The following is a 17,582-nucleotide window of genomic DNA, read 5'->3' on the forward strand; positions in this document are numbered from 1 at the left end:
CGCCTCTTCCCCGGGCGAGCCCCGTACGGGTCCGCCCGGGGGGCCACGGCTCCCGGGTGACGCGGGGAAGGGGTCAGGAGCCGTCGGATGTGTCCGGCAGCCGCTCCCGGATGGCGTCCATCACCGAGGAGTCGGTCAGCGTCGTCACGTCACCGAGTTCGCGGTTCTCCGCGATGTCCCGGAGCAGGCGGCGCATGATCTTGCCGGAGCGGGTCTTGGGCAGTTCGGCGACGACCAGGATCTGCCGCGGCCGGGCGATCGGCCCGATCTCCCGGCCGACGTGCGCCCGCAGTTCGGCCGCGGGGTCGTCCGCGGCGCCCGGTCCCGCGTCGCCGCGCAGGATCACGAAGGCGACGATGCCCTGCCCGGTCGTCGCGTCGGCGGCGCCGACGACGGCGGCCTCGGCGACCAGCGGGTGCGAGACCAGGGCCGATTCGACCTCGGTGGTGGAGATGCGGTGGCCGGAGACGTTCATGACGTCGTCCACCCGGCCGAGCAGCCAGATGTCGCCGTCCTCGTCCTTCTTGGCCCCGTCACCGGCGAAGTAGCGGCCGGGGAAACGCGACCAGTAGGTGTCGACGTAGCGCTGCTCGTCGCCCCAGATGGTGCGCAGCATCGACGGCCACGGGCGGGTGAGCACCAGGTAGCCGCCCGATCCGTCGGGCACCGGCTCGCCCCGGTCGTCCACGACCTCCGCGGACACCCCGGGCAGCGCCCGCAGCGCGGAGCCGGGCTTGCAGGTGCTCGCGCCGGGCAGCGGGCTGATCATGTGCGCGCCGGTCTCGGTCTGCCACCAGGTGTCGACGACCGGGGTGCGGTCGCCGCCGATGGCCCTGCGGTACCAGACCCACGCCTCGGGGTTGATGGGCTCGCCCACCGAGCCGAGCAGCCGCAGCGACGTCAGGTCGTAGCCGGCCGGGATCGCGTCGCCCCACTTCATGAAGGTGCGGATCGCGGTGGGGGCGCAGTAGAGGATCGTCACCTTGTACTTCTGCACGATCTCCCACCAGCGGCCCTGGTGCGGGGAGTCGGGGGTGCCCTCGTACAGCACGGACGTGGTGGCGTTGGCGAGCGGGCCGTAGACGATGTACGAGTGCCCGGTGACCCAGCCGATGTCGGCGGCCGTCCAGTAGACGTCCCGTTCGGGCTTGATGTCGAAGACCGCCCAGTGCGACCACGCGACCTGGGTGAGGTAGCCGCCGGTGGTGTGCAGGATGCCCTTGGGGCGGGCGGTGGTGCCCGAGGTGTACATGATGTAGAGCGGGTGTTCGCTGTCGAACGCCTCGGGGGTGTGCTCGGCGGACTGCGCGTCGACCAGGTCGTGCCACCAGGTGTCGCGCCCCTCGGTCCAGCCGACCTCCTGGCCGGTGCGCCGGACGACGAGCACGCTGTGCACGTCGGGGCACTGCTCCAGCGCCTCGTCCACGGCGGGCTTGAGCGCGGAGGCGGCGCCCTTGCGGTAGCCGCCGTCGGCGGTGATCACCACATGGGCGTCGCAGTCCAGGATCCGGCTGGCCAGCGCCTCGGCGGAGAAGCCGCCGAAGACGACCGTGTGGGGGGCGCCGATACGGGCGCAGGCCAGCATCGCCACCACGGTCTCGGGGATCATCGGCATGTAGATCGCGACCCGGTCGCCGGCCTGCACGCCGAGCGACAGCAGCGCGTTGGCGGCGCGGCAGACCTCGTCCTTCAGGCCCGCGTAGGTCAGGGTGCGGGTGTCGCCGGGCTCGCCCTCCCAGTGGAAGGCGACGCGGTCGCCGAGACCGGCCGCCACGTGCCGGTCCAGGCAGTTCTCGGCGACGTTGAGCCGGCCGCCGGTGAACCAGCGGGCGAAGGGCGCGCGGCTCCAGTCCAGCACCTGGGTCCAGGGCTCGGCCCAGTCCAGCCGCGCGGCCTGCTCGGCCCAGAAGGCCTCGTCGTCCGCGGCGGCCGCGTCGTAGGCCGCGGCCGTGACGTTCGCGTGCTCCGCCAGGGCGGCCGGCGGCGGGAACCGCCGGTCCTCCCTGAGCAGGTTCGACAGTGTCTCGTCGGACATCAGTGCGCGCCCTCGACCGGCCCGCCCTGCGCGCCCTCGGCCGCCGCGAACAGCGGCAGCACCCCGCGCTTCCAGGTGCTGTTGGTGACGACGGCGAAGGACGCGTACCAGGCGAGGACGGCGGTGACCAGGCCGAGCCAGCCGCCGACCTTGGTGATGCCCGACGACTCGGCGAACTCCGCGACGGTCAGCAGGATGAAGGTCGCGGACAGTGCGACGAAGACGGCGAGCAGGGCGCCGTTGGTGCGCAGTGCGGCCACGGTCATGTAGACGGTGAATATCGCCCAGATGAGCAGGAAGAGTCCGGTCGCCTGGTGCGCGGTGTCGGCGGGCAGGCCGCCCGCGACGAACTTCGCGTACCCGGCGTAGGACAGCCAGAAGGCGCCGTAGGAGCAGAAGGCGGTCGCCCCGAAGGTGTTGCCCTTGCGGAATTCCCACATGCCGGCCAGCAGCTGGACCAGCCCGCCGTAGAAGAGCGCGAGCGGCAGCACGACGGCTTCCAGGCTCGCGTCGATCAGGTTGGCGTTGAAGGAGCTGAGGACGAACGTGGTGGCGGCGAAGCCGGCCAGCCCGAGCGGGCCGGGGTCGGCAATGGTGGGCGCGGGCGCAGAAGTGCTCATCTGCGGATTCCCTCCTCATCGAGGAACGGCAGGGCGGTGGGGAAAGGACCGTTTCGGGTCGCGGCACACCGTAGGTCCGCGGGGGAACGGCCGGGCAGGCTACGGTCGGTGACATTCGCCCAGCGGTGCGCCCGGCACGACGGGCGGTATGTCCGGTGCGTTCAGCGGTCGGTGAGCAGTCGGTGAACGGTCGGTCCGGCGCGCCGGACGGTCGGCCCGCGCGCCGAGCGGTCGGCGGGTACGGGCGGTACGGCCGCCGGGCCCGCGTACCGCTCAGGCGCGTTCGGCGGCGGACGACCGGGGGCCGGGCAGCGGCGCGGGTCCCGAGCCGACCTCTTCCGGGAGGTGCATCCGCAGCATCACCCGGTCCACCGCGGCCGGTGAGAGGCGGTGCCGGGTCAGCAGCGACACCGTGACCATCACGGCGAAGGCGACCGGCACCGTCCAGGCGGCGGGCTGCTCCAGCAGGGCCGCGCTCCAGCCGCTGCCGGGCCCGCGCACGCTGGTGAGCACCACCGCGACCGCGGCGAGCCCGCCCCCGGCGACGAGCCCGAACAGCGCCCCGCGGTCGGTCAGGCCGCGCCACCAGATGCCCAGCACCAGCAGCGGGCAGAAGGACGACGCGGCCACCGCGAAGGCCAGCCCGATCGCGTCGGCGACCGGCAGCCCGTCGGTCGCGGTGGCCATCACCAGCGGCGGCACTCCCGCGACCAGCGACGCCCAGCGGAAGCCGCGTTTGGAGCCGCGCAGCAGGTCCTGCGACACCACACCGGCCACCGACACGGTCAGGCCCGAGGCGGTCGAGACGAAGGCGGCGAAGGCGCCCGCGGTGACGAGCGCGGCCAGCAGCCGGCCGCCCTCCCCGGCCTGGGTGAGCTGCGGCAGCACCAGCACCGCGGTGTCGGTCTGCCCGGTGAGCAGCAGTTGCGGCGCCAGCACCCGGCCGAGCGCCCCGTAGACGGTCGGCAGCAGGTAGAAGGCGCTGAGCAGGACGAGCACCAGCACGGTGGTGCGGCGTGCGGCGCGCCCGTCGGGGTTGGTGTAGAAGCGGACCAGGACGTGCGGCAGGCCCATCGTGCCCAGCAGCGTGGCGAGCAGGATCGAGTAGAGCGCGTACAGCGGGTGGGATCGGCCGCCCGCGCCGGACAGCGGGTTGGCCCAGTTCGCGCCGGTGGCGGGGGTCAGCCCGTGGCGGTGCGGGACGGCGGCGCCGCCGGGGAAGGTCAGCGCGGTGCCGCCGGCGGCGGTGTGCTCGCCCCTGCCGAGCGTCACGCTGCCGGGGCCGCCGGGGGCCGCGGGTTCGGCGGCGTACGCCCGGCCGTCGAGCGTGCCGGAGACGCGGACCGTGACCGGGGCGGTGACGTCGAAGCGCACCGCGTCCTGGAGGCGTACGACGGTGGTGCCGTGGAAGCGCGGGACGTCGGGGCCGGTGAGGGCGGGCGCACCGGCCGAGCGCCAGGCCAGCACCAGGAAGACGACGGGCACGGCGATGGCGGTGAGTTTCAGCCAGAACTGGAAGCCCTGCACGAGCGTGACCGAGCGCATGCCGCCCGCCGCCGCGACCCCGACCACCACCACGGCGACGACGAGCGCCCCGGTCCAGCGCGGCGCGCCGGTCACCGTCTCCAGCGTCAGGCCCGCGCCCTGGAGCTGCGGCACCAGGTAGAGCCACGCGATGACGGCGACCAGCACCGCGGCCACCCGGCGCACCGCGACCGAGCCGAGCCGCTCCTCGGCGAAGTCCGGCAGGGTGTACGCGCCCGAGCGCCGCAGCGGGGCGGCGACCAGCAGGAGCAGCACCAGGTATCCGGCGGTGTAGCCGACCGGGTAGGCCAGCATGTCCACGCCGTAGGCCATGACGAGCCCGGCGACGCCGAGGAAGGAGGCCGCCGAGAGGTACTCGCCGCCGATCGCCGCGGCGTTCCACAGCGGGGAGACCTCGCGGGAGGCGACGTAGAAGTCGGAGGTGGCGCGTGACAGCCGCAGGCCGTAGACGCCGAAGGCGGCGGTGGCGACCAGGACGACGGCGAGGGCGGCCAGGCCCAGGCCGGGGTTCACCGGGCGGCACGCGGGGGCCGGTGCGGCGGCTGCGGCGGCTGCGGGCCGTCGCCCGGCTCCCGGGCTCCGTCCGGCTCCCGCGGGCGGTCCCCGTCCGCGGGCGGGGCCTCGGTGCGGGCGGCCTCGGCGGCGTCCGGGCCGCCCAGCAGATCGGTGAAGTCCCGCTCGACGCGTTCGGCGTGCCGGACGTGGAAGGCGGCCGCGCCCACCAGCAGCGGGTAGGCCACCACGCCCAGCAGCAGCCAGGGCAGCCGGATCCCCAGCACGGTGGCGGTACGCAGCCCGGGCAGCAGGGCGAAGGCGGCGGGCAGCCCGCCGAGCACCGCGCCCAGCACGGCCAGCACACCGAGGGCGAGCCGCAGCTGGTTGCGCACCAGGGAGCGCACGTAGACCTGGCCGAGCTGCGGCTGGGCGTGCAGGTCGGCGGCGCGGGCGCGCGCGGAGTAGCCGCCCGCGCGGTGCCGGCGCGGCGCGGTGACGGCGACCCGGCGCGCCGCCTGGGGTGTTTCGCCCGGCCCGCCGGTCATACGGTGTCCGGTCCGGACGCGGGCGCCCAGCGCACCAGCACGTCCCGCAGTTGCCGGGTGTGGCGGCGGCTGACGGGCAGTTCGGTGCCCGCGACGCGCACCGTCCAGTGCCCGGCGTCCGAGCGCAGCTCCTCGACGTGCCGCAGCGAGACCAGGAAGCTGCGGTGGATGCGCAGGAAGCCGTGCGGTTCCCAGCGCTCGGCGAGCACCGCGAGCGGCACCCGGACCAGCGGCGCGCGCCCGGCGGTGTGCAGCCGGACGTAGTCGCCCTGGGCCTCGACGTAGGCGACGTCGTCGCGGGAGACGAAGCGGGTGACCCCGCCGAGGTCGACGGGTATGCGCTCGGGCCCGGGGGCGCGGCGCTCGGCGCTCCGCTCCTCGCGGGGCTCGTCGCGCGGCTCCGCGGGCGCGTCCAGCAGCGCGGCGACCCGCCGCACCGCCTCGGCCAGGCGCTCGCCGCCGACGGGTTTGAGGAGGTAGTCGCAGGCCTTGAGGGCGAAGGCGTCCACGGCGAAGTCCTCGTAGGCGGTGACGAAGACGACCGCGGGCGGGCGGGCGAAGCGGCCGAGCACCCGGACCAGGTCGAGGCCGTCCAGGCCGGGCATGCGGATGTCGCAGAAGACCGCGTCCACGGGTTCGGCCTCCAGCAGCCGCAGCGCCGCGGCGCTGCTGTCGGCGGCCAGCACCCGGCCGACCCGGTGGTCGCCGCGCAGCAGGTAGCTGAGGTCGTCCAGGGCGGGCGGCTCGTCGTCCACCGCGAGGATCCGCAGGGGTCTCATGAGGCGTGCACTCCGTTCCGGTATTTCGGCACCCGGACGTTGACCTTGGTCCCGGCGCCCGGCGCGGTCTCCACAACGAGCCCGTAGTCGTCGCCGAAGACCGCGCGCAGCCGCTCGTCGACGTTGCCCAGGCCCAGCGAGTCGCCCTCCGCCTCGCCCGCGAGCTGGAGCCGCACCTCCTCGGGGTCCATGCCCACGCCGTCGTCCTCCACGCTGATCCGGCACTCCGCGCCGGCGTCCTCGGCCCTGATGGTGATGAGCCCCGGGGTCGCCTTGGGTCCCAGGCCGTGCCGTACCGCGTTCTCCACGATCGGCTGGAGGCACAGGAAGGGCACCGCGACGGGCAGGACCTCGGGGGCGATCAGCAGGTCGACCCGCAGCCGGGCGCCGAACCGGGCGCGTTCCAGCCGCAGATACCGGTCCACCGACCGCAGTTCCTCGGCGAGGGTACTGAACTCACCGTGCTTGCGCAGGCTGTATCGGGTCAGCTCGGCGAACTCCAGCAGCAGCTCGCGGGCCCTGGCCGGGTCGGTGCGCACGAAGGACGCGATGGCGGTGAGCGAGTTGTAGACGAAGTGCGGGGATATCTGGGCGCGCAGCGCGCGCAGTTCGGCCTCGACCATACGGGTGCGGGAGCGGTCGAGTTCGGCCAGTTCCAGCTGGGCGATGACCCAGTGCGCGACCTCGCCCGCGGCCCGTACCAGCCCCGCGGAGACCTGCCGGGCGTAGACGGTGAGGGCGCCGACCACCAGGCCGTCCACGACGAGCGGCACCACGACCGCGGAGCGCACCGGGCAGTCGAGGTCGGCGCAGTCGATCGCGCCGACCGGCACCAGCCACGGCCGGCCGGCCTCCATCGCGTCGGCGGTGTGGGCGACGGCCTGCGCCGCGTGCCGGCGCCCGGCGCCGTCCCACGCCAGCAGCTCGCCGTCGGCGACCACGGCGAGCGCCGGGGTGGCCAGCAGCGCCCGCAGATGGCGCGCGGCCTTGCGGGCCGACTCGGGATTGAGCCCGTCGCGCAGCAGCGGAGCGGCGAGCGAGGCCTCGTGCAGCGCGGCGAAGGCGGCGCGCTCGACCGGCGTGCCGAAGGCGCGGCGCCCGCGGACCAGCCAGAAGAGCGCGGCGGCCGCGCCGGTGATCACCAGCGTGACGGACACCCAGGTGATCGCCGACGTCATGAGCGGAATTATCGGCCCGCGGCGCGATCACGTCACGGGTGCGGTCGGGGCGGATTCCGTGCGGATCGCGCTCCCCCCGCGCGCCCCCGCTCTCCCCCTGCTCTTCCCCGGCGCCGGGCGCCGGGCCCCCGCGTGCTGCGGGGACCCGGCGCCTTTCGGGGAACGCCGCCGGTCAGGGGAAGTTGACGACGTTGACGGGCGTGGTGTTCGTCGGGGTGACGGCGCCGGTGTCGTTGATGACGTGGCTGATGGTGCCGACATTGCCGAGCGAGACGGTGAGCACCGAGTGGAAGCGCACGCCGGAAGCGTTGGGCACCTCGAAGGCGTGGTAGTTGTTCACCGCGGGGTTGACGTTGAAGTAGCAGTAGCTGCCCAGGCCCCAGGCCTCGTGGCTGGTCACGTTGTCGGCGACCTTGTAGGCGGCGTAGCCGTTGCGGCCGTTGGGGTTGGTCCAGGCGGCCTGGTTGGGCGGGTCGTACGGGTTCTCGTTCTGGAAGAAGATCGTGCGGCCGCCGTTGCCGTTCCAGATCACCTCGTACTTCTGGTAGTGCTCCACGAACAGGCCGGTCGCCAGGACGTTGTCGCCGTTGACGATCAGGCCGGTGTCGGCGGTGTTGGTGCCCCAGCCGACGGTGCCGGCGTTGCCGTGGTCGGCGCGCCAGGCCCAGATGTGGTCGATGAGCGTGTTGTCGCTGTTGACGACGAGCGAGGTGGTGGCCTTGCCCGCGCGCTCGCCGCCGATCCGGAAGAAGACGTCCTGGATGCTGGTCGGGTCGCTCGCGTGGCTCGCGGCCGAGCCGGACGGGCCGATCGTCAGCAGCGCCTGCGAGTTGGTGGTGCCCGCGTCAAAGAGCAGGCCCTTGAGCCGGACCCCGTCGACGTCGGCGACCTGCATGGCGTTGACCCCGTTGTCCGGGACGAAGGTCGGGTACCCGATGCCGAGCACCACGGTGTCCGCCCGGTTGACCTGGAGCGTCTGGTTCAGGTGGTACACGCCGGGCGTGACGAACAGGTTGCACCCGGCGGCCAGCGCGCTGTTGATGGTCGCGGCGGTGTCGCCGGCCTTGACCACGTAGAACTGGCTCATCGGCAGCGAGCTGCCCGGGGTGGAGCCGTTCGCCCAGCTCGCGCCGGACGCGTTCTGCCGCAGCGAGGGCAGGAAGACGCGGTACTTGCCGCTGCCGTCGAGGTAGAGGTAGGGCACGTCGCGCGAGACGGGGGTGGTGCCGAGCGTGGTCTCGGGCGGGTTGGGGAAGGTGTTGCCGGGCGCGCCGGTCACCCCGGAGAAGACCATGTTCCACACACCGCCGTCCCAGCTGCCCAGGTTGCTGTCCCGGGTGTACCACTGCTGCTGGGAGATCGACGCGGTCTGGCCGGTGACCTTGGTGTCGGCGATGTAGCCGCCGCTGGCCCAGCCGTAACTGGCCGGGTAGAGGGCGAGGTTGCCGTGCACGTCGATCCGGCGGAAGGGCGCGGCCTGCGCGACGGCCCAGCGGTTGGTGCCGCTGGAGGGGTTGATCGCCAGGTTCTCCGCGCTGCGCCAGAAGTTCTGGGTGGCGTTGCCCGCGTCGGAGGCGTTGAAGGCGTCGACGGTGACGTCGCCGTTGATGGTGACCTGGTCGGGGTTCTGGCCCAGGCCCGCGACGGAGGTGTAGAAGCCGACGTTGTCCTCGACGTTGTAGGTGCCCGGCTTGAACAGGTCGGCGACCCGGTTCTCGCTGAACTGCGCGGTGTTGGTGTCCTTCATCTGGCTGAACTGCGCGTCCAGCTGCGCCTGGATGGCGGCGTTGCCCATCGACGGGTCGAAGACGTGCACGTTGGGCCCGAAGTTCGGGGTGTCGGACTGCCCGGTGCAGTTGCCCGTGGGCGGCGTCGTGCCGCCGGTGCTGCCGCCGCTGGTCCCGGTGCTCGTGCCGGTGCTCGTCCCGGTGCTCGTGCCGGTGCTGGTCCCCGTGCTGGTGCCGGTGCTCGTGCCCGTGCTGGTGGCGCCGCCGCTGCCCTGGGTGTGGGTGAACTGCGGGCTGTCGTACTGCGGGCCGTTCTTGGTGTACGTGAACGAGTACGTCACGACGGTGCCGACGGACACCGGCGAGACGGTGTACGTCCAGCTGCTGCCGGAGGCGGCCATCTGGACGTTCTGCTGGCCGGCGGTGCCGACCTGGTAGTGGATGATCACGTAGCTCGCGGGCGAGGTGGGTGTGAAGGTGAACTTCGCCTGCGTGGAGGAGGGTTCGGACACGCTCTGGGTGTAGTCGTCGGCCGCCGAGGCGCTTCCTGCGGTGCCGATCAGGCCCAGCAGCCCGGCGAGGGCGAGGACCAGCGCGGCCAGCAGTGCGACGGGGCGCCGGTAGGAGCGCTGCCGGGACGGGCCCGGTGGGAGGGTTCTGCGCATGGTGGGGGTCCTTTCCCTGGCTTCGTGAAGTGAACGCCAGGTCAGCGCGGGTGTGGGGGTAAATCGCGCTCAGCACTGCGCATTTCAGGTCACGGAACGACCATGACCCTTGGATTCAGCTGGTTGAAAACGCTCTCAGTCTGCGGATAGGAGAACCCCTGAATCCGTAAGGCAGTGTCAAGGGACCCATGGCATGCCGTCAAGAAGAAGAGCGGGATTCACGCGCTGAACGCGTGAATCCCGCTCGGGTGGTGCGGTGGTACGGCGGTGCGGTGGGGTTACTTGATGCCGGCCGCGGCGCAGGCGGAGGCGGCGTCACCGGTGCAGATCTGCGCGGCGGTATAGGTGCCGTCGGCGAGCACGGTGTCCTTGATGTTGGTCTTGGTCACCGAGACCGCGTCGAGCAGCTTGGCCGGCACCATCTCGCCGGACCCGCTCTTCTTGGTGGTGTCGGCGACGGACTTGAAGTCCTTGCCCTGGAGCAGGTCCACCGCGATCTCGGCGGTCGCGAAGGCCTCCGGCTTGGCGGCCTTGTAGACCGTGGAGGTCTGGGTGCCCACCAGGATCCGCTGGATCGCGGCGAGGTCGGCGTCCTGGCCGGTCAGCGGCACGCTGATACCCGCGGCGTGCAGGGCGGTGGCAATACCGCCGGCCATCGTGTCGTTGGCCGAGTAGACGCCCTTGACGTTCTTCTTGCCGACGGACTGGATCGCCGCGGTGACCTTCTGGTTGGCGACGTCACCCTTCCACAGGCCCGTCTGCTCGTAGGCGACGGTCACCTTGCCGTCCAGGACCTTGTGCGCGCCCTGCTTGAACTCCGCCGCGTTGGGGTCGGCGTCGTCGCCGTTGATCATGATGATCTTGGACTGCGGGGTGGCACTCGCGCCCATCGCGTCCAGCAGCGCCTGGCCCTGGAGCTCGCCGACCTTCTCGTTGTCGTAGGAGACGTAGGCCGACACCGGGCCCTGCGCGAGACGGTCGTACGCGACGACCTTGATGCCCTTGTCCACCGCCGCCTGGACCGAGGACTTGATGCCGACGTAGTCCTGCGCGTCGAGGATCAGCACCTTGACGCCCTTCGCGATCATCGCGCTTACCTGCTGCGCCTGCTTGGCCGGGTCGCCGCCCGCGTTGGCGTACTCCACGTGGCAGTCGGAGCACAGCTCCTGGATCTTCTGCTCGATGAGCGGCTTGTCGAACTTCTCGTAGCGGGCCGTGACGGTGTCCGGCAGGAGCAGACCGATCGACTTGTTGCCGCCGCCGTCACTGCTGGAGCTGCTGCTGTCCTTGCTGTCGGACTTCTTGTCACCGGCCTTGCCACACGCGCCCATGGTGAGCGCCAGCGCGGCCACTGCGGTTCCTACGACTATTCGGCGGGCAGTCGTGTTCATTGCGGCGGTGCCTCCCCTGATAAGGCCGCCACGACGCGGCCCATGTGCCGCGAAGTCAACTCGGCACCCTGGCCGCGCGTCAAGAAGTAAATCATCGGAGGGATAACGCACCGAGACGCGTCACCCCGGCTCGGTGACGACCGGCCGGGGTGACGGGGGTGTTGCGGACAGGTGTCCGAAAGGGCGTTAGATCAGCCCAGGGAGGCGATGGCCTGGTTGAACGTGGCCGACGGGCGCATCACGGCGGCCGCCTTCGCGGGGTCGGGCTGGTAGTAGCCGCCGATGTCCGCGGGCTCGCCCTGGACAGCGATCAATTCGGTAACGATGGCCTCCTCCTGCTCCGCGAGGGTCTTCGCGAGCCCCTCGAAGGCAGCCGCGAGAGCCGGGTCGTCGGACTGCGACGCCAGCTCCTGCGCCCAGTACAGGGCGAGGTAGAAGTGGCTGCCGCGGTTGTCGATACCGCCGAGGCGGCGGCTCGGCGACTTGTCCTCGTTGAGGAAGGTGCCGGTCGCGCGGTCCAGGGTGTCGGCGAGGATCTGCGCCCTGGCGTTGCCGGTGGCGTTCGCCAGGTGCTCGAAGCTCGCGGCGAGCGCGAAGAACTCGCCCAGGCTGTCCCAGCGCAGGTAGTTCTCCTTGACCAGCTGCTGGACGTGCTTGGGCGCGGAGCCGCCGGCGCCGGTCTCGAACAGGCCGCCGCCGTTGATGAGCGGGACGACCGAGAGCATCTTGGCGCTGGTGCCCAGCTCCAGGATCGGGAAGAGGTCGGTCAGGTAGTCGCGCAGCACGTTGCCGGTCACCGAGATGGTGTCCTCGCCTCGGCGGATGCGCTCCAGCGAGTAGGCGGTGGCGGCCTGCGGCGTCATGATCTCGATCGTGAGGCCGTCGGTGTCGTGCTCGGGCAGGTACGCGCGGACCTTGGCGATCAGGTTGGCGTCGTGCGCGCGGGTCTCGTCCAGCCAGAAGACCGCCGGGACGCCGGTGGCGCGGGCCCGGGTGACGGCGAGCTTGACCCAGTCGCGGATCGGCACGTCCTTGGTCTGGCACATCCGGAAGATGTCGCCGGCGCTGACGACCTGCTCCAGGACCGCCTCGCCGCTGCCGTCCAGGACCCGGACGGTGCCGGTGACGGGGATCTCGAAGGTCTTGTCGTGGCTGCCGTACTCCTCGGCGGCCTGCGCCATCAGGCCGACGTTCGGCACCGAGCCCATGGTGGCCGGGTCGAAGGCACCGTGCGCGCGGCAGTCGTCGATGACGGTCTGGTAGACGCCGGAGTAGCTGCTGTCCGGGATGACCGCGAGGGTGTCGGCCTCGTTGCCGTCCGGGCCCCACATGTGGCCGGAGGTGCGGATCATGGCCGGCATCGAGGCGTCCACGATGACGTCGCTGGGCACGTGCAGGTTGGTGATGCCGCGGTCGGAGTCGACCATGGCCAGCCGCGGGCCGGCGGCGAGCTCGGCCTCGAAGGACGCCTTGACCCTGTCCCCCTCGGGCAGCGACTCCAGGCCCTTGAGGATGCCGCCGAGGCCGTCGTTCGGGGTGAGCCCGGCGGAGGCGAGCGCCGCCCCGTACTCGGCGAAGGTCTTCGGGAAGAAGGCGCGGACGACGTGGCCGAAGATGATCGGGTCGGAGACCTTCATCATGGTGGCCTTCAGGTGCACCGAGAACAGCACGCCCTCGGCCTCGGCGCGGGCGACCTGGGCGGCCAGGAACTCGCGCAGCGCGGCGACCCGCATCACGGAGGCGTCGACGACCTCGCCGGCCAGCACCGGCACCGATTCGCGCAGCACGGTGGTGCTGCCGTCGTCACCGGCCAGCTCGATGCGCAGGGCGCCGTCGGCGGCGATCACCGCGGACTTCTCGGTGCTGCGGAAGTCGTCGGCCGACATGGTCGCCACGTTGGTCCTGGACTCCGGCGTCCACGCGCCCATGCGGTGCGGGTGGGCCTTGGCGTAGTTCTTGACCGAGGCGGGGGCGCGGCGGTCGGAGTTGCCCTCGCGCAGCACCGGGTTGACGGCGCTGCCCTTGACCTTGTCGTAGCGGGCGCGGATGTCGCGCGCCTCGTCCGACGCCGGGTCGTCCGGGTAGTCGGGCAGCGCGTAGCCCTGCTGCTGGAGCTCGGCGACGGCGGCCTTGAGCTGCGGGATGGACGCCGAGACGTTCGGCAGCTTGATGATGTTGGCACCCGGGGTGCGGGCCAGCCGGCCCAGCTCCGCCAGCGCGTCGTCGATCCGCTGCTCCTCCTGGAGGTACTCCGGGAAGGCAGCGATGATCCGGCCCGCGAGCGAGATGTCACGGCTCTCGACCGTGACGCCGGCCGTCGAGGCGTAGGCCTCGATCACCGGCAGGAACGAATACGTCGCCAGGGCCGGCGCCTCGTCGGTGTGCGTATAGATGATGGTCGAGTCAGCCACCGGTTACTCCGCTCCAGTTTCCAGCACTACGTTGCCGGCTTCGAGAACATTGCTTGATATCAAGATATCCCGTTGCCGTCGGGAGCACGACGAGGGGGCGCACCCGCGCCGGCGCGCCCCCTCGTCCGCCCACACGACCCGGCCGCGCTCCGACCGGACGGGCTAATCCCGCGCGCCCGCGCGCCGCGACCGTGTTTCGGTGGAGCCCTCACGCACCGGAGCGGTGCGCGCACCGACAGCGACCACAGTCGGCCCGCGGGGGCCGGCGGGAAGCGGTAGCCATGGCGTCACGTGCACGGGGCTCAGGACTGGTCGGCGAGCTGGCGGCGGAATTCGCCGGGACGATGATCCTGCTGCTGATCGGCGCCGGGGTGGTCGCCCAGGTGGTCGCGGGCGGCGAGCTGACCCAGCCCAAGGGCGGCCTCGGCGGCCACGACGCGATCGCCTGGGCCTGGGGCCTGGGCGTGACGCTGGGCGTGTACGTGGCCGCCCGGCTCAGCGGCGCGCACCTCAACCCCGCGGTGACGGTGGCGCTCGCGACCTTCAAGGGCTTCCCCTGGCGCAAGGTGCTGCCGTACGCGCTCGCGCAGACCGCGGGCGCCTTCGTCGCGGCGCTGATCGTGCGCTGGAACTACAGCGAGATCCTCGGGCACGCCGACCCCGGGCACACCTTCAAGACGCAGATCGTCTTCTCCACGCTGCCGGGCAACGGCTCGCTGAACGCCGGGGTCCACGAGTGGGGCGCCTTCCGCGACCAGGTGATCGGCACCGCGATCCTGCTGATCCTGATCCTGGCCGTCACCGACGTGCTCAACACCCCGCCGGGCGCCAACCTCGGCGCCTTCATCATCGGCCTGATCGTGGTGGCGATCGGCATGGCCTACGGCGCCAACGCGGGCTACGCCATCAACCCGGCCCGTGACCTCGGCCCCCGGCTGGCCAGCTTCATCACCGGCTACCACACCGCCTGGCGGGACCAATGGGGCAATCTCTACTGGTGGGTGCCGATCGTCGGCCCGCTGGTCGGCGGGGTGCTGGGCGGGGCGATCTACAAGATCTTCGTGGGGCGGTTCCTGCCCACCGCCGAGCCCGAGCCGCCGGGCCGGGTGCCGGCGTCGGAGTCCTGACGCGGCGCGGCGGAGCTGTCCCGGACCACCAGGGACGTGGACAGCTCCACCCGCAGCACGTCGGGGGTACGGCCCTGGACGAGCTGCAGCAGCATGTCGGCGGCGGCCGCGCCCATCTCGGCGAGCGGCTGCCGCACCGTCGTCAGCGGCGGCGGCGACCAGCGGGCCTGCGGGAGGTCGTCGAAGCCGACCACGCTCAGGTCGTCCGGCACCCGCAGCCCGCGCTGCCGGGCCGCCTCGTAGACGCCCAGCGCCATCTGGTCGCTGGAGGCGAAGACGGCGGTCGGCGGGCGGTCGGCGGCCAGCAGCTCGGCGCCGAGGGCGAAGCCCGACTCGTGCGAGAAGTCCCCCTCCCGCACCAGGGCGTCGTCCACCTCGGCGCCCGCCGACTCCAGGGCGGCGCGGTAGCCGTCCAGCCGGGCCCGGCTGCACAGCAGGGCGGGCGGCCCGGTGATGATGCCGATCCGGCGGTGGCCCAGGCCCAGCAGGTGCAGCACCGCGCTGCGGCCGCCGGCCCAGTTGGTGGCGCCGATGGTCGGGATGTCGAAGGTCGGCACACCGGCGGGGTCGATCACCACCAGCGGCATGCCGAGCCGCCGCAGCTCGGCGTTCAGCTGCGGCGCAGGCTGCGAGGTGACGAGGATCGCGCCGTCGGAGTTGCGCGAGCGCACCCCGACCAGCCACTGCTGCATGGAGGCCGCGTGGTGGTGCACCGCGGAGACCACCGCGCCGACCCCGGCGGCGTGCGCGACCTTCTCCACACCGCGCAGGATCTCCACCGCCCAGGGGCTGTCGAGGTCGTTGAACACCAGGTCGACGAGGTTGGCGCGGCCGGTGCCGCTGCCGGCGCGGCGCCGGTAGCCGTGTTCGGCCAGCAGGTCCTCGATACGGCGCCGGGTCGCCGCGGCCACGTCGCTGCGCCCGTTGAGCACCCGGGAGACCGTGGGCAGGGACACCCCGGCCTCGCGGGCGATGTCGGCGATCGTGACCCGGCCCGCGCTGTCTGCCGCCACCGGTGCCTCCTGTCGCAGGTGGGCTCCCAGCATAGGCAACGCCCAGGGCCCGCAGCACGGGTGCGCGGCGGACGCGGGCCCGGTCGCGGCCGTACGGCGGACGGACGGGCCCGCGGCGCGGGCGAGTTGCGGCGGGAGGGTTGACGGGACCGGTCCTCGCTTCTAACGTCACGCTGAAACTTCCGAAAGCATTTCGCAAGTTTCGACGCTCCGGGGCGTCCCACCAGACCTCCGCGCGGGCACCTTCCCGCCCGCCGCGGCGGGCACGGCGGCGTTCTCGTGGTCAGCGCCGATGACCACGAGAGCGTTGACCGGGTCTCCGGCGACCCGGCCGCAGACCTGGCGCGGTCTGCGCTGTGCGCCCGAAACGTTTCGGCCAGCGAAGGACACGCATCACCCATGACCCTCACGGCGACCAACCCGGTCCTCCCCGGCTGCTTCCCCGACCCCTCGGTCGTCCGCGTCGGGCAGGACTACTACCTGGCCAGCTCGTCCTTCGCCTACCACCCCGCCATCCCGCTGCACCACAGCCGCGACCTCGTCCACTGGCGGCCGATCGGTCACGCCGTCGACCGCGCCGACCAGATCGACCTCGGCGGCATCCGGGCGAGCGGCGGCATCTACGCGCCGACCCTGCGGTACGCCGACGGGCGCTTCCACCTGGTCTGCACGGTCGTCGGCGGGCGCGGCGCCTCCGGCAACTTCCTGCTCAGCGCCGACGACCCGGCGGGCGACTGGTCCGACCCGGTGTGGCTGCCCGAGGCCCCCGGCTTCGACCCCTCGCTCTTCTTCGACGACGACGGCTCGGCCCATCTGCTCGGCACCCGCGAGATCCCGGGCACCGGCGGCCGCACCGAGATCTGGCTGCGCGCCCTGGACCTGGAGGCCGGCAAGCTCACCGGCCCCGAGCACGTGCTCTTCCGGGGCGCCCTGGTCGACGCCCGCTGGGCCGAGGGCCCGCACCTGTACAAGGTCGACGGCCGGTACGTGCTGCTGCTCGCGGAAGGCGGCACCGAGCACGAGCACGCCGTGACCGTGGCCCGCAGCAGCGAGCTGACCGGCCCGTACGAGAACCACCCCGGCAACCCGGTGCTCACCCACCGCCACCTCGGCCGCTCCTACCCGGTGTCCGGCGTGGGCCACGCCGACCTCGTGCAGACCCCGGCCGGCGACTGGTACGCGCTGGCGCTCGCCTCCCGCGTCTACGGCGGCCCGCACTCCAACCTGGGCCGCGAGACGTTCCTGGCCCGCGTCGAGTGGGAGCACGGCTGGCCGGTCTTCAACCCCGGCGAGGGACGGCTCACCGACCACGTCGAGGTCGCGCTGTCCGCGCACCCCTGGCCGGTGCCGGACACCACCGACCACTTCGACGCCGGCACGCTCGACACCGCCGTCTGGAACCTGCTGCGCGGCCCCGCCACCGACGCGTACAGCCTCACCGAGCGGCCCGGCCACCTGCGGCTGCGGCTGCTCCCGCAGACCCTCGCCGAACGCAGCACCCCCGCCTTCGCCGGGCGCCGCCAGCAGCACATCGACTGCGCCGCCGAGACCGAGCTGGACTTCACGCCGGGCGAGCCCGGCGAGGCCGCCGGGCTCGCGGTGCTCCAGAACGACACCCACCACATCACGCTGCTGGTCACGACCGCCGCGGACGGGGGCACGGTGGTGCGGCTCACCGAGCACAACGCCGGCACCGGCACGGTACGCGGCGAACTCCCGGTCGGCCCGGGTCCGTTGCGGCTGGGCCTGCGCACCCGCGGACAGCACTACACCTTCTCCGTCACCCAGTCCCCCGACGGCCGCCGCGACGTCGGCACCGTCGACGGCCGCTTCCTCAGCAGCCAGGTGGCCGGCGGCTTCACCGGCGTCTACCTCGGCCCGTACGCGACCGGCCCCGCGGGCGGCACGGGCCACGCCGACTACGACTGGTTCCGCTACGGCCCCGCGGCCGGATAGCCACTCCCCCCATGGACCCCGCCGCCGGTGCGGGGAGGGAGAGCCGTACGCCCGGCGCGTGGGCCGGGCGTACGGCGCCACCGCCGGGGACGCCT

At 72.7% G+C, this 17,582-nt stretch carries 12 protein-coding genes; 2 read left to right on the forward strand and 10 right to left on the reverse strand.

Annotated elements, in window-relative coordinates; translation table 11 throughout:
* Positions 1-73 precede the first annotated feature (73 nt).
* From acs to ACH4PY_RS31250, 9 genes are all read right to left on the reverse strand, one after another.
* Positions 74-2,035, reverse strand: coding sequence for an acetate--CoA ligase (gene acs / locus ACH4PY_RS31210; RefSeq protein ID WP_398190585.1), 1,962 nt, complete (start codon positions 2,033-2,035; stop codon positions 74-76).
* Positions 2,035-2,655, reverse strand: a complete 621-nt coding sequence (locus tag ACH4PY_RS31215; RefSeq protein WP_398190588.1) for an acetate uptake transporter — start codon at positions 2,653-2,655, stop codon at positions 2,035-2,037. Before ACH4PY_RS31215 ends, acs begins: the two co-directional genes overlap by 1 nt.
* A 273-nt stretch (positions 2,656-2,928) precedes the next feature.
* Entirely contained in the window at positions 2,929-4,713 is a 1,785-nt protein-coding gene (locus ACH4PY_RS31220; protein ID WP_398190590.1) for a cation acetate symporter, read from the reverse strand.
* Positions 4,710-5,240: a hypothetical protein gene (locus ACH4PY_RS31225; RefSeq protein ID WP_398190593.1), complete on the reverse strand. Its 531-nt coding sequence runs from the start codon at positions 5,238-5,240 to the stop codon at positions 4,710-4,712. Before ACH4PY_RS31225 ends, ACH4PY_RS31220 begins: the two co-directional genes overlap by 4 nt.
* Positions 5,237-6,019 (reverse strand): LytR/AlgR family response regulator transcription factor, encoded by a 783-nt coding sequence (locus ACH4PY_RS31230; RefSeq protein ID WP_398190595.1) that lies wholly within the window; start codon positions 6,017-6,019, stop codon positions 5,237-5,239. Before ACH4PY_RS31230 ends, ACH4PY_RS31225 begins: the two co-directional genes overlap by 4 nt.
* Positions 6,016-7,197 carry a sensor histidine kinase gene (locus tag ACH4PY_RS31235; protein WP_398190598.1) on the reverse strand — a complete coding sequence of 394 codons (1,182 nt, stop codon included), beginning with the start codon at positions 7,195-7,197 and terminating at the stop codon, positions 6,016-6,018. Before ACH4PY_RS31235 ends, ACH4PY_RS31230 begins: the two co-directional genes overlap by 4 nt.
* Before the next feature lie 172 nt (positions 7,198-7,369).
* Positions 7,370-9,589 carry a hypothetical protein gene (locus ACH4PY_RS31240; protein WP_398190601.1) on the reverse strand — a complete coding sequence of 740 codons (2,220 nt, stop codon included), beginning with the start codon at positions 9,587-9,589 and terminating at the stop codon, positions 7,370-7,372.
* A 278-nt stretch (positions 9,590-9,867) separates the two neighbouring features.
* Positions 9,868-10,980 carry a sugar ABC transporter substrate-binding protein gene (locus tag ACH4PY_RS31245; protein WP_398190604.1) on the reverse strand — a complete coding sequence of 371 codons (1,113 nt, stop codon included), beginning with the start codon at positions 10,978-10,980 and terminating at the stop codon, positions 9,868-9,870.
* A 191-nt stretch (positions 10,981-11,171) separates the two neighbouring features.
* The gene (locus tag ACH4PY_RS31250) at positions 11,172-13,391 is read right to left on the reverse strand and encodes an NADP-dependent isocitrate dehydrogenase (RefSeq protein WP_398190607.1); all 2,220 of its coding nucleotides are present in this window, start codon (positions 13,389-13,391) and stop codon (positions 11,172-11,174) included.
* 281 nt (positions 13,392-13,672) lie between these two features.
* Here ACH4PY_RS31250 and ACH4PY_RS31255 point away from each other — a divergent pair, with 281 nt between their 5' ends.
* A complete protein-coding gene (locus ACH4PY_RS31255; protein WP_398190610.1) occupies positions 13,673-14,518 on the forward strand; it encodes an MIP/aquaporin family protein in 846 nt (281 codons plus the stop codon).
* On the opposite strand, the gene ACH4PY_RS31260 is transcribed toward ACH4PY_RS31255, so the two are convergent.
* The gene (locus ACH4PY_RS31260; RefSeq protein ID WP_398190613.1) at positions 14,440-15,564 is read right to left on the reverse strand and encodes a LacI family DNA-binding transcriptional regulator; all 1,125 of its coding nucleotides are present in this window, start codon (positions 15,562-15,564) and stop codon (positions 14,440-14,442) included. The genes ACH4PY_RS31255 and ACH4PY_RS31260 overlap by 79 nt on opposite strands.
* Positions 15,565-15,930: 366 nt before the next feature.
* On the opposite strand from ACH4PY_RS31260, the gene ACH4PY_RS31265 reads away from it, so the two are divergent.
* Complete coding sequence (locus tag ACH4PY_RS31265; protein ID WP_398190616.1) at positions 15,931-17,487, forward strand: glycoside hydrolase family 43 protein; 1,557 nt, start codon at positions 15,931-15,933, stop codon at positions 17,485-17,487.
* Positions 17,488-17,582 lie beyond the last annotated feature (95 nt).

It is taken from the genome of Streptomyces sp. NPDC021224 (assembly GCF_044332905.1).
GTDB lineage: Bacteria > Actinomycetota > Actinomycetes > Streptomycetales > Streptomycetaceae > Actinacidiphila.

Excerpts from the sequence above, each read along its gene's own strand:
- ACH4PY_RS31245 (WP_398190604.1), bottom strand. The coding sequence starts at position 10,980 with ATGAACACGACTGCCCGCCGAATAGTCGTAGGAACCGCAGTGGCCGCG.
- ACH4PY_RS31225 (WP_398190593.1), bottom strand. The coding sequence starts at position 5,240 with ATGACCGGCGGGCCGGGCGAAACACCCCAGGCGGCGCGCCGGGTCGCC.
- acs (WP_398190585.1), bottom strand. The coding sequence starts at position 2,035 with ATGTCCGACGAGACACTGTCGAACCTGCTCAGGGAGGACCGGCGGTTC.
- ACH4PY_RS31265 (WP_398190616.1), top strand. The coding sequence starts at position 15,931 with ATGACCCTCACGGCGACCAACCCGGTCCTCCCCGGCTGCTTCCCCGAC.
- ACH4PY_RS31255 (WP_398190610.1), top strand. The coding sequence starts at position 13,673 with ATGGCGTCACGTGCACGGGGCTCAGGACTGGTCGGCGAGCTGGCGGCG.
- ACH4PY_RS31235 (WP_398190598.1), bottom strand. The coding sequence starts at position 7,197 with ATGACGTCGGCGATCACCTGGGTGTCCGTCACGCTGGTGATCACCGGC.
- ACH4PY_RS31215 (WP_398190588.1), bottom strand. The coding sequence starts at position 2,655 with ATGAGCACTTCTGCGCCCGCGCCCACCATTGCCGACCCCGGCCCGCTC.
- ACH4PY_RS31240 (WP_398190601.1), bottom strand. The coding sequence starts at position 9,589 with ATGCGCAGAACCCTCCCACCGGGCCCGTCCCGGCAGCGCTCCTACCGG.
- ACH4PY_RS31260 (WP_398190613.1), bottom strand. The coding sequence starts at position 15,564 with ATGCTGGGAGCCCACCTGCGACAGGAGGCACCGGTGGCGGCAGACAGC.
- ACH4PY_RS31230 (WP_398190595.1), bottom strand. The coding sequence starts at position 6,019 with ATGAGACCCCTGCGGATCCTCGCGGTGGACGACGAGCCGCCCGCCCTG.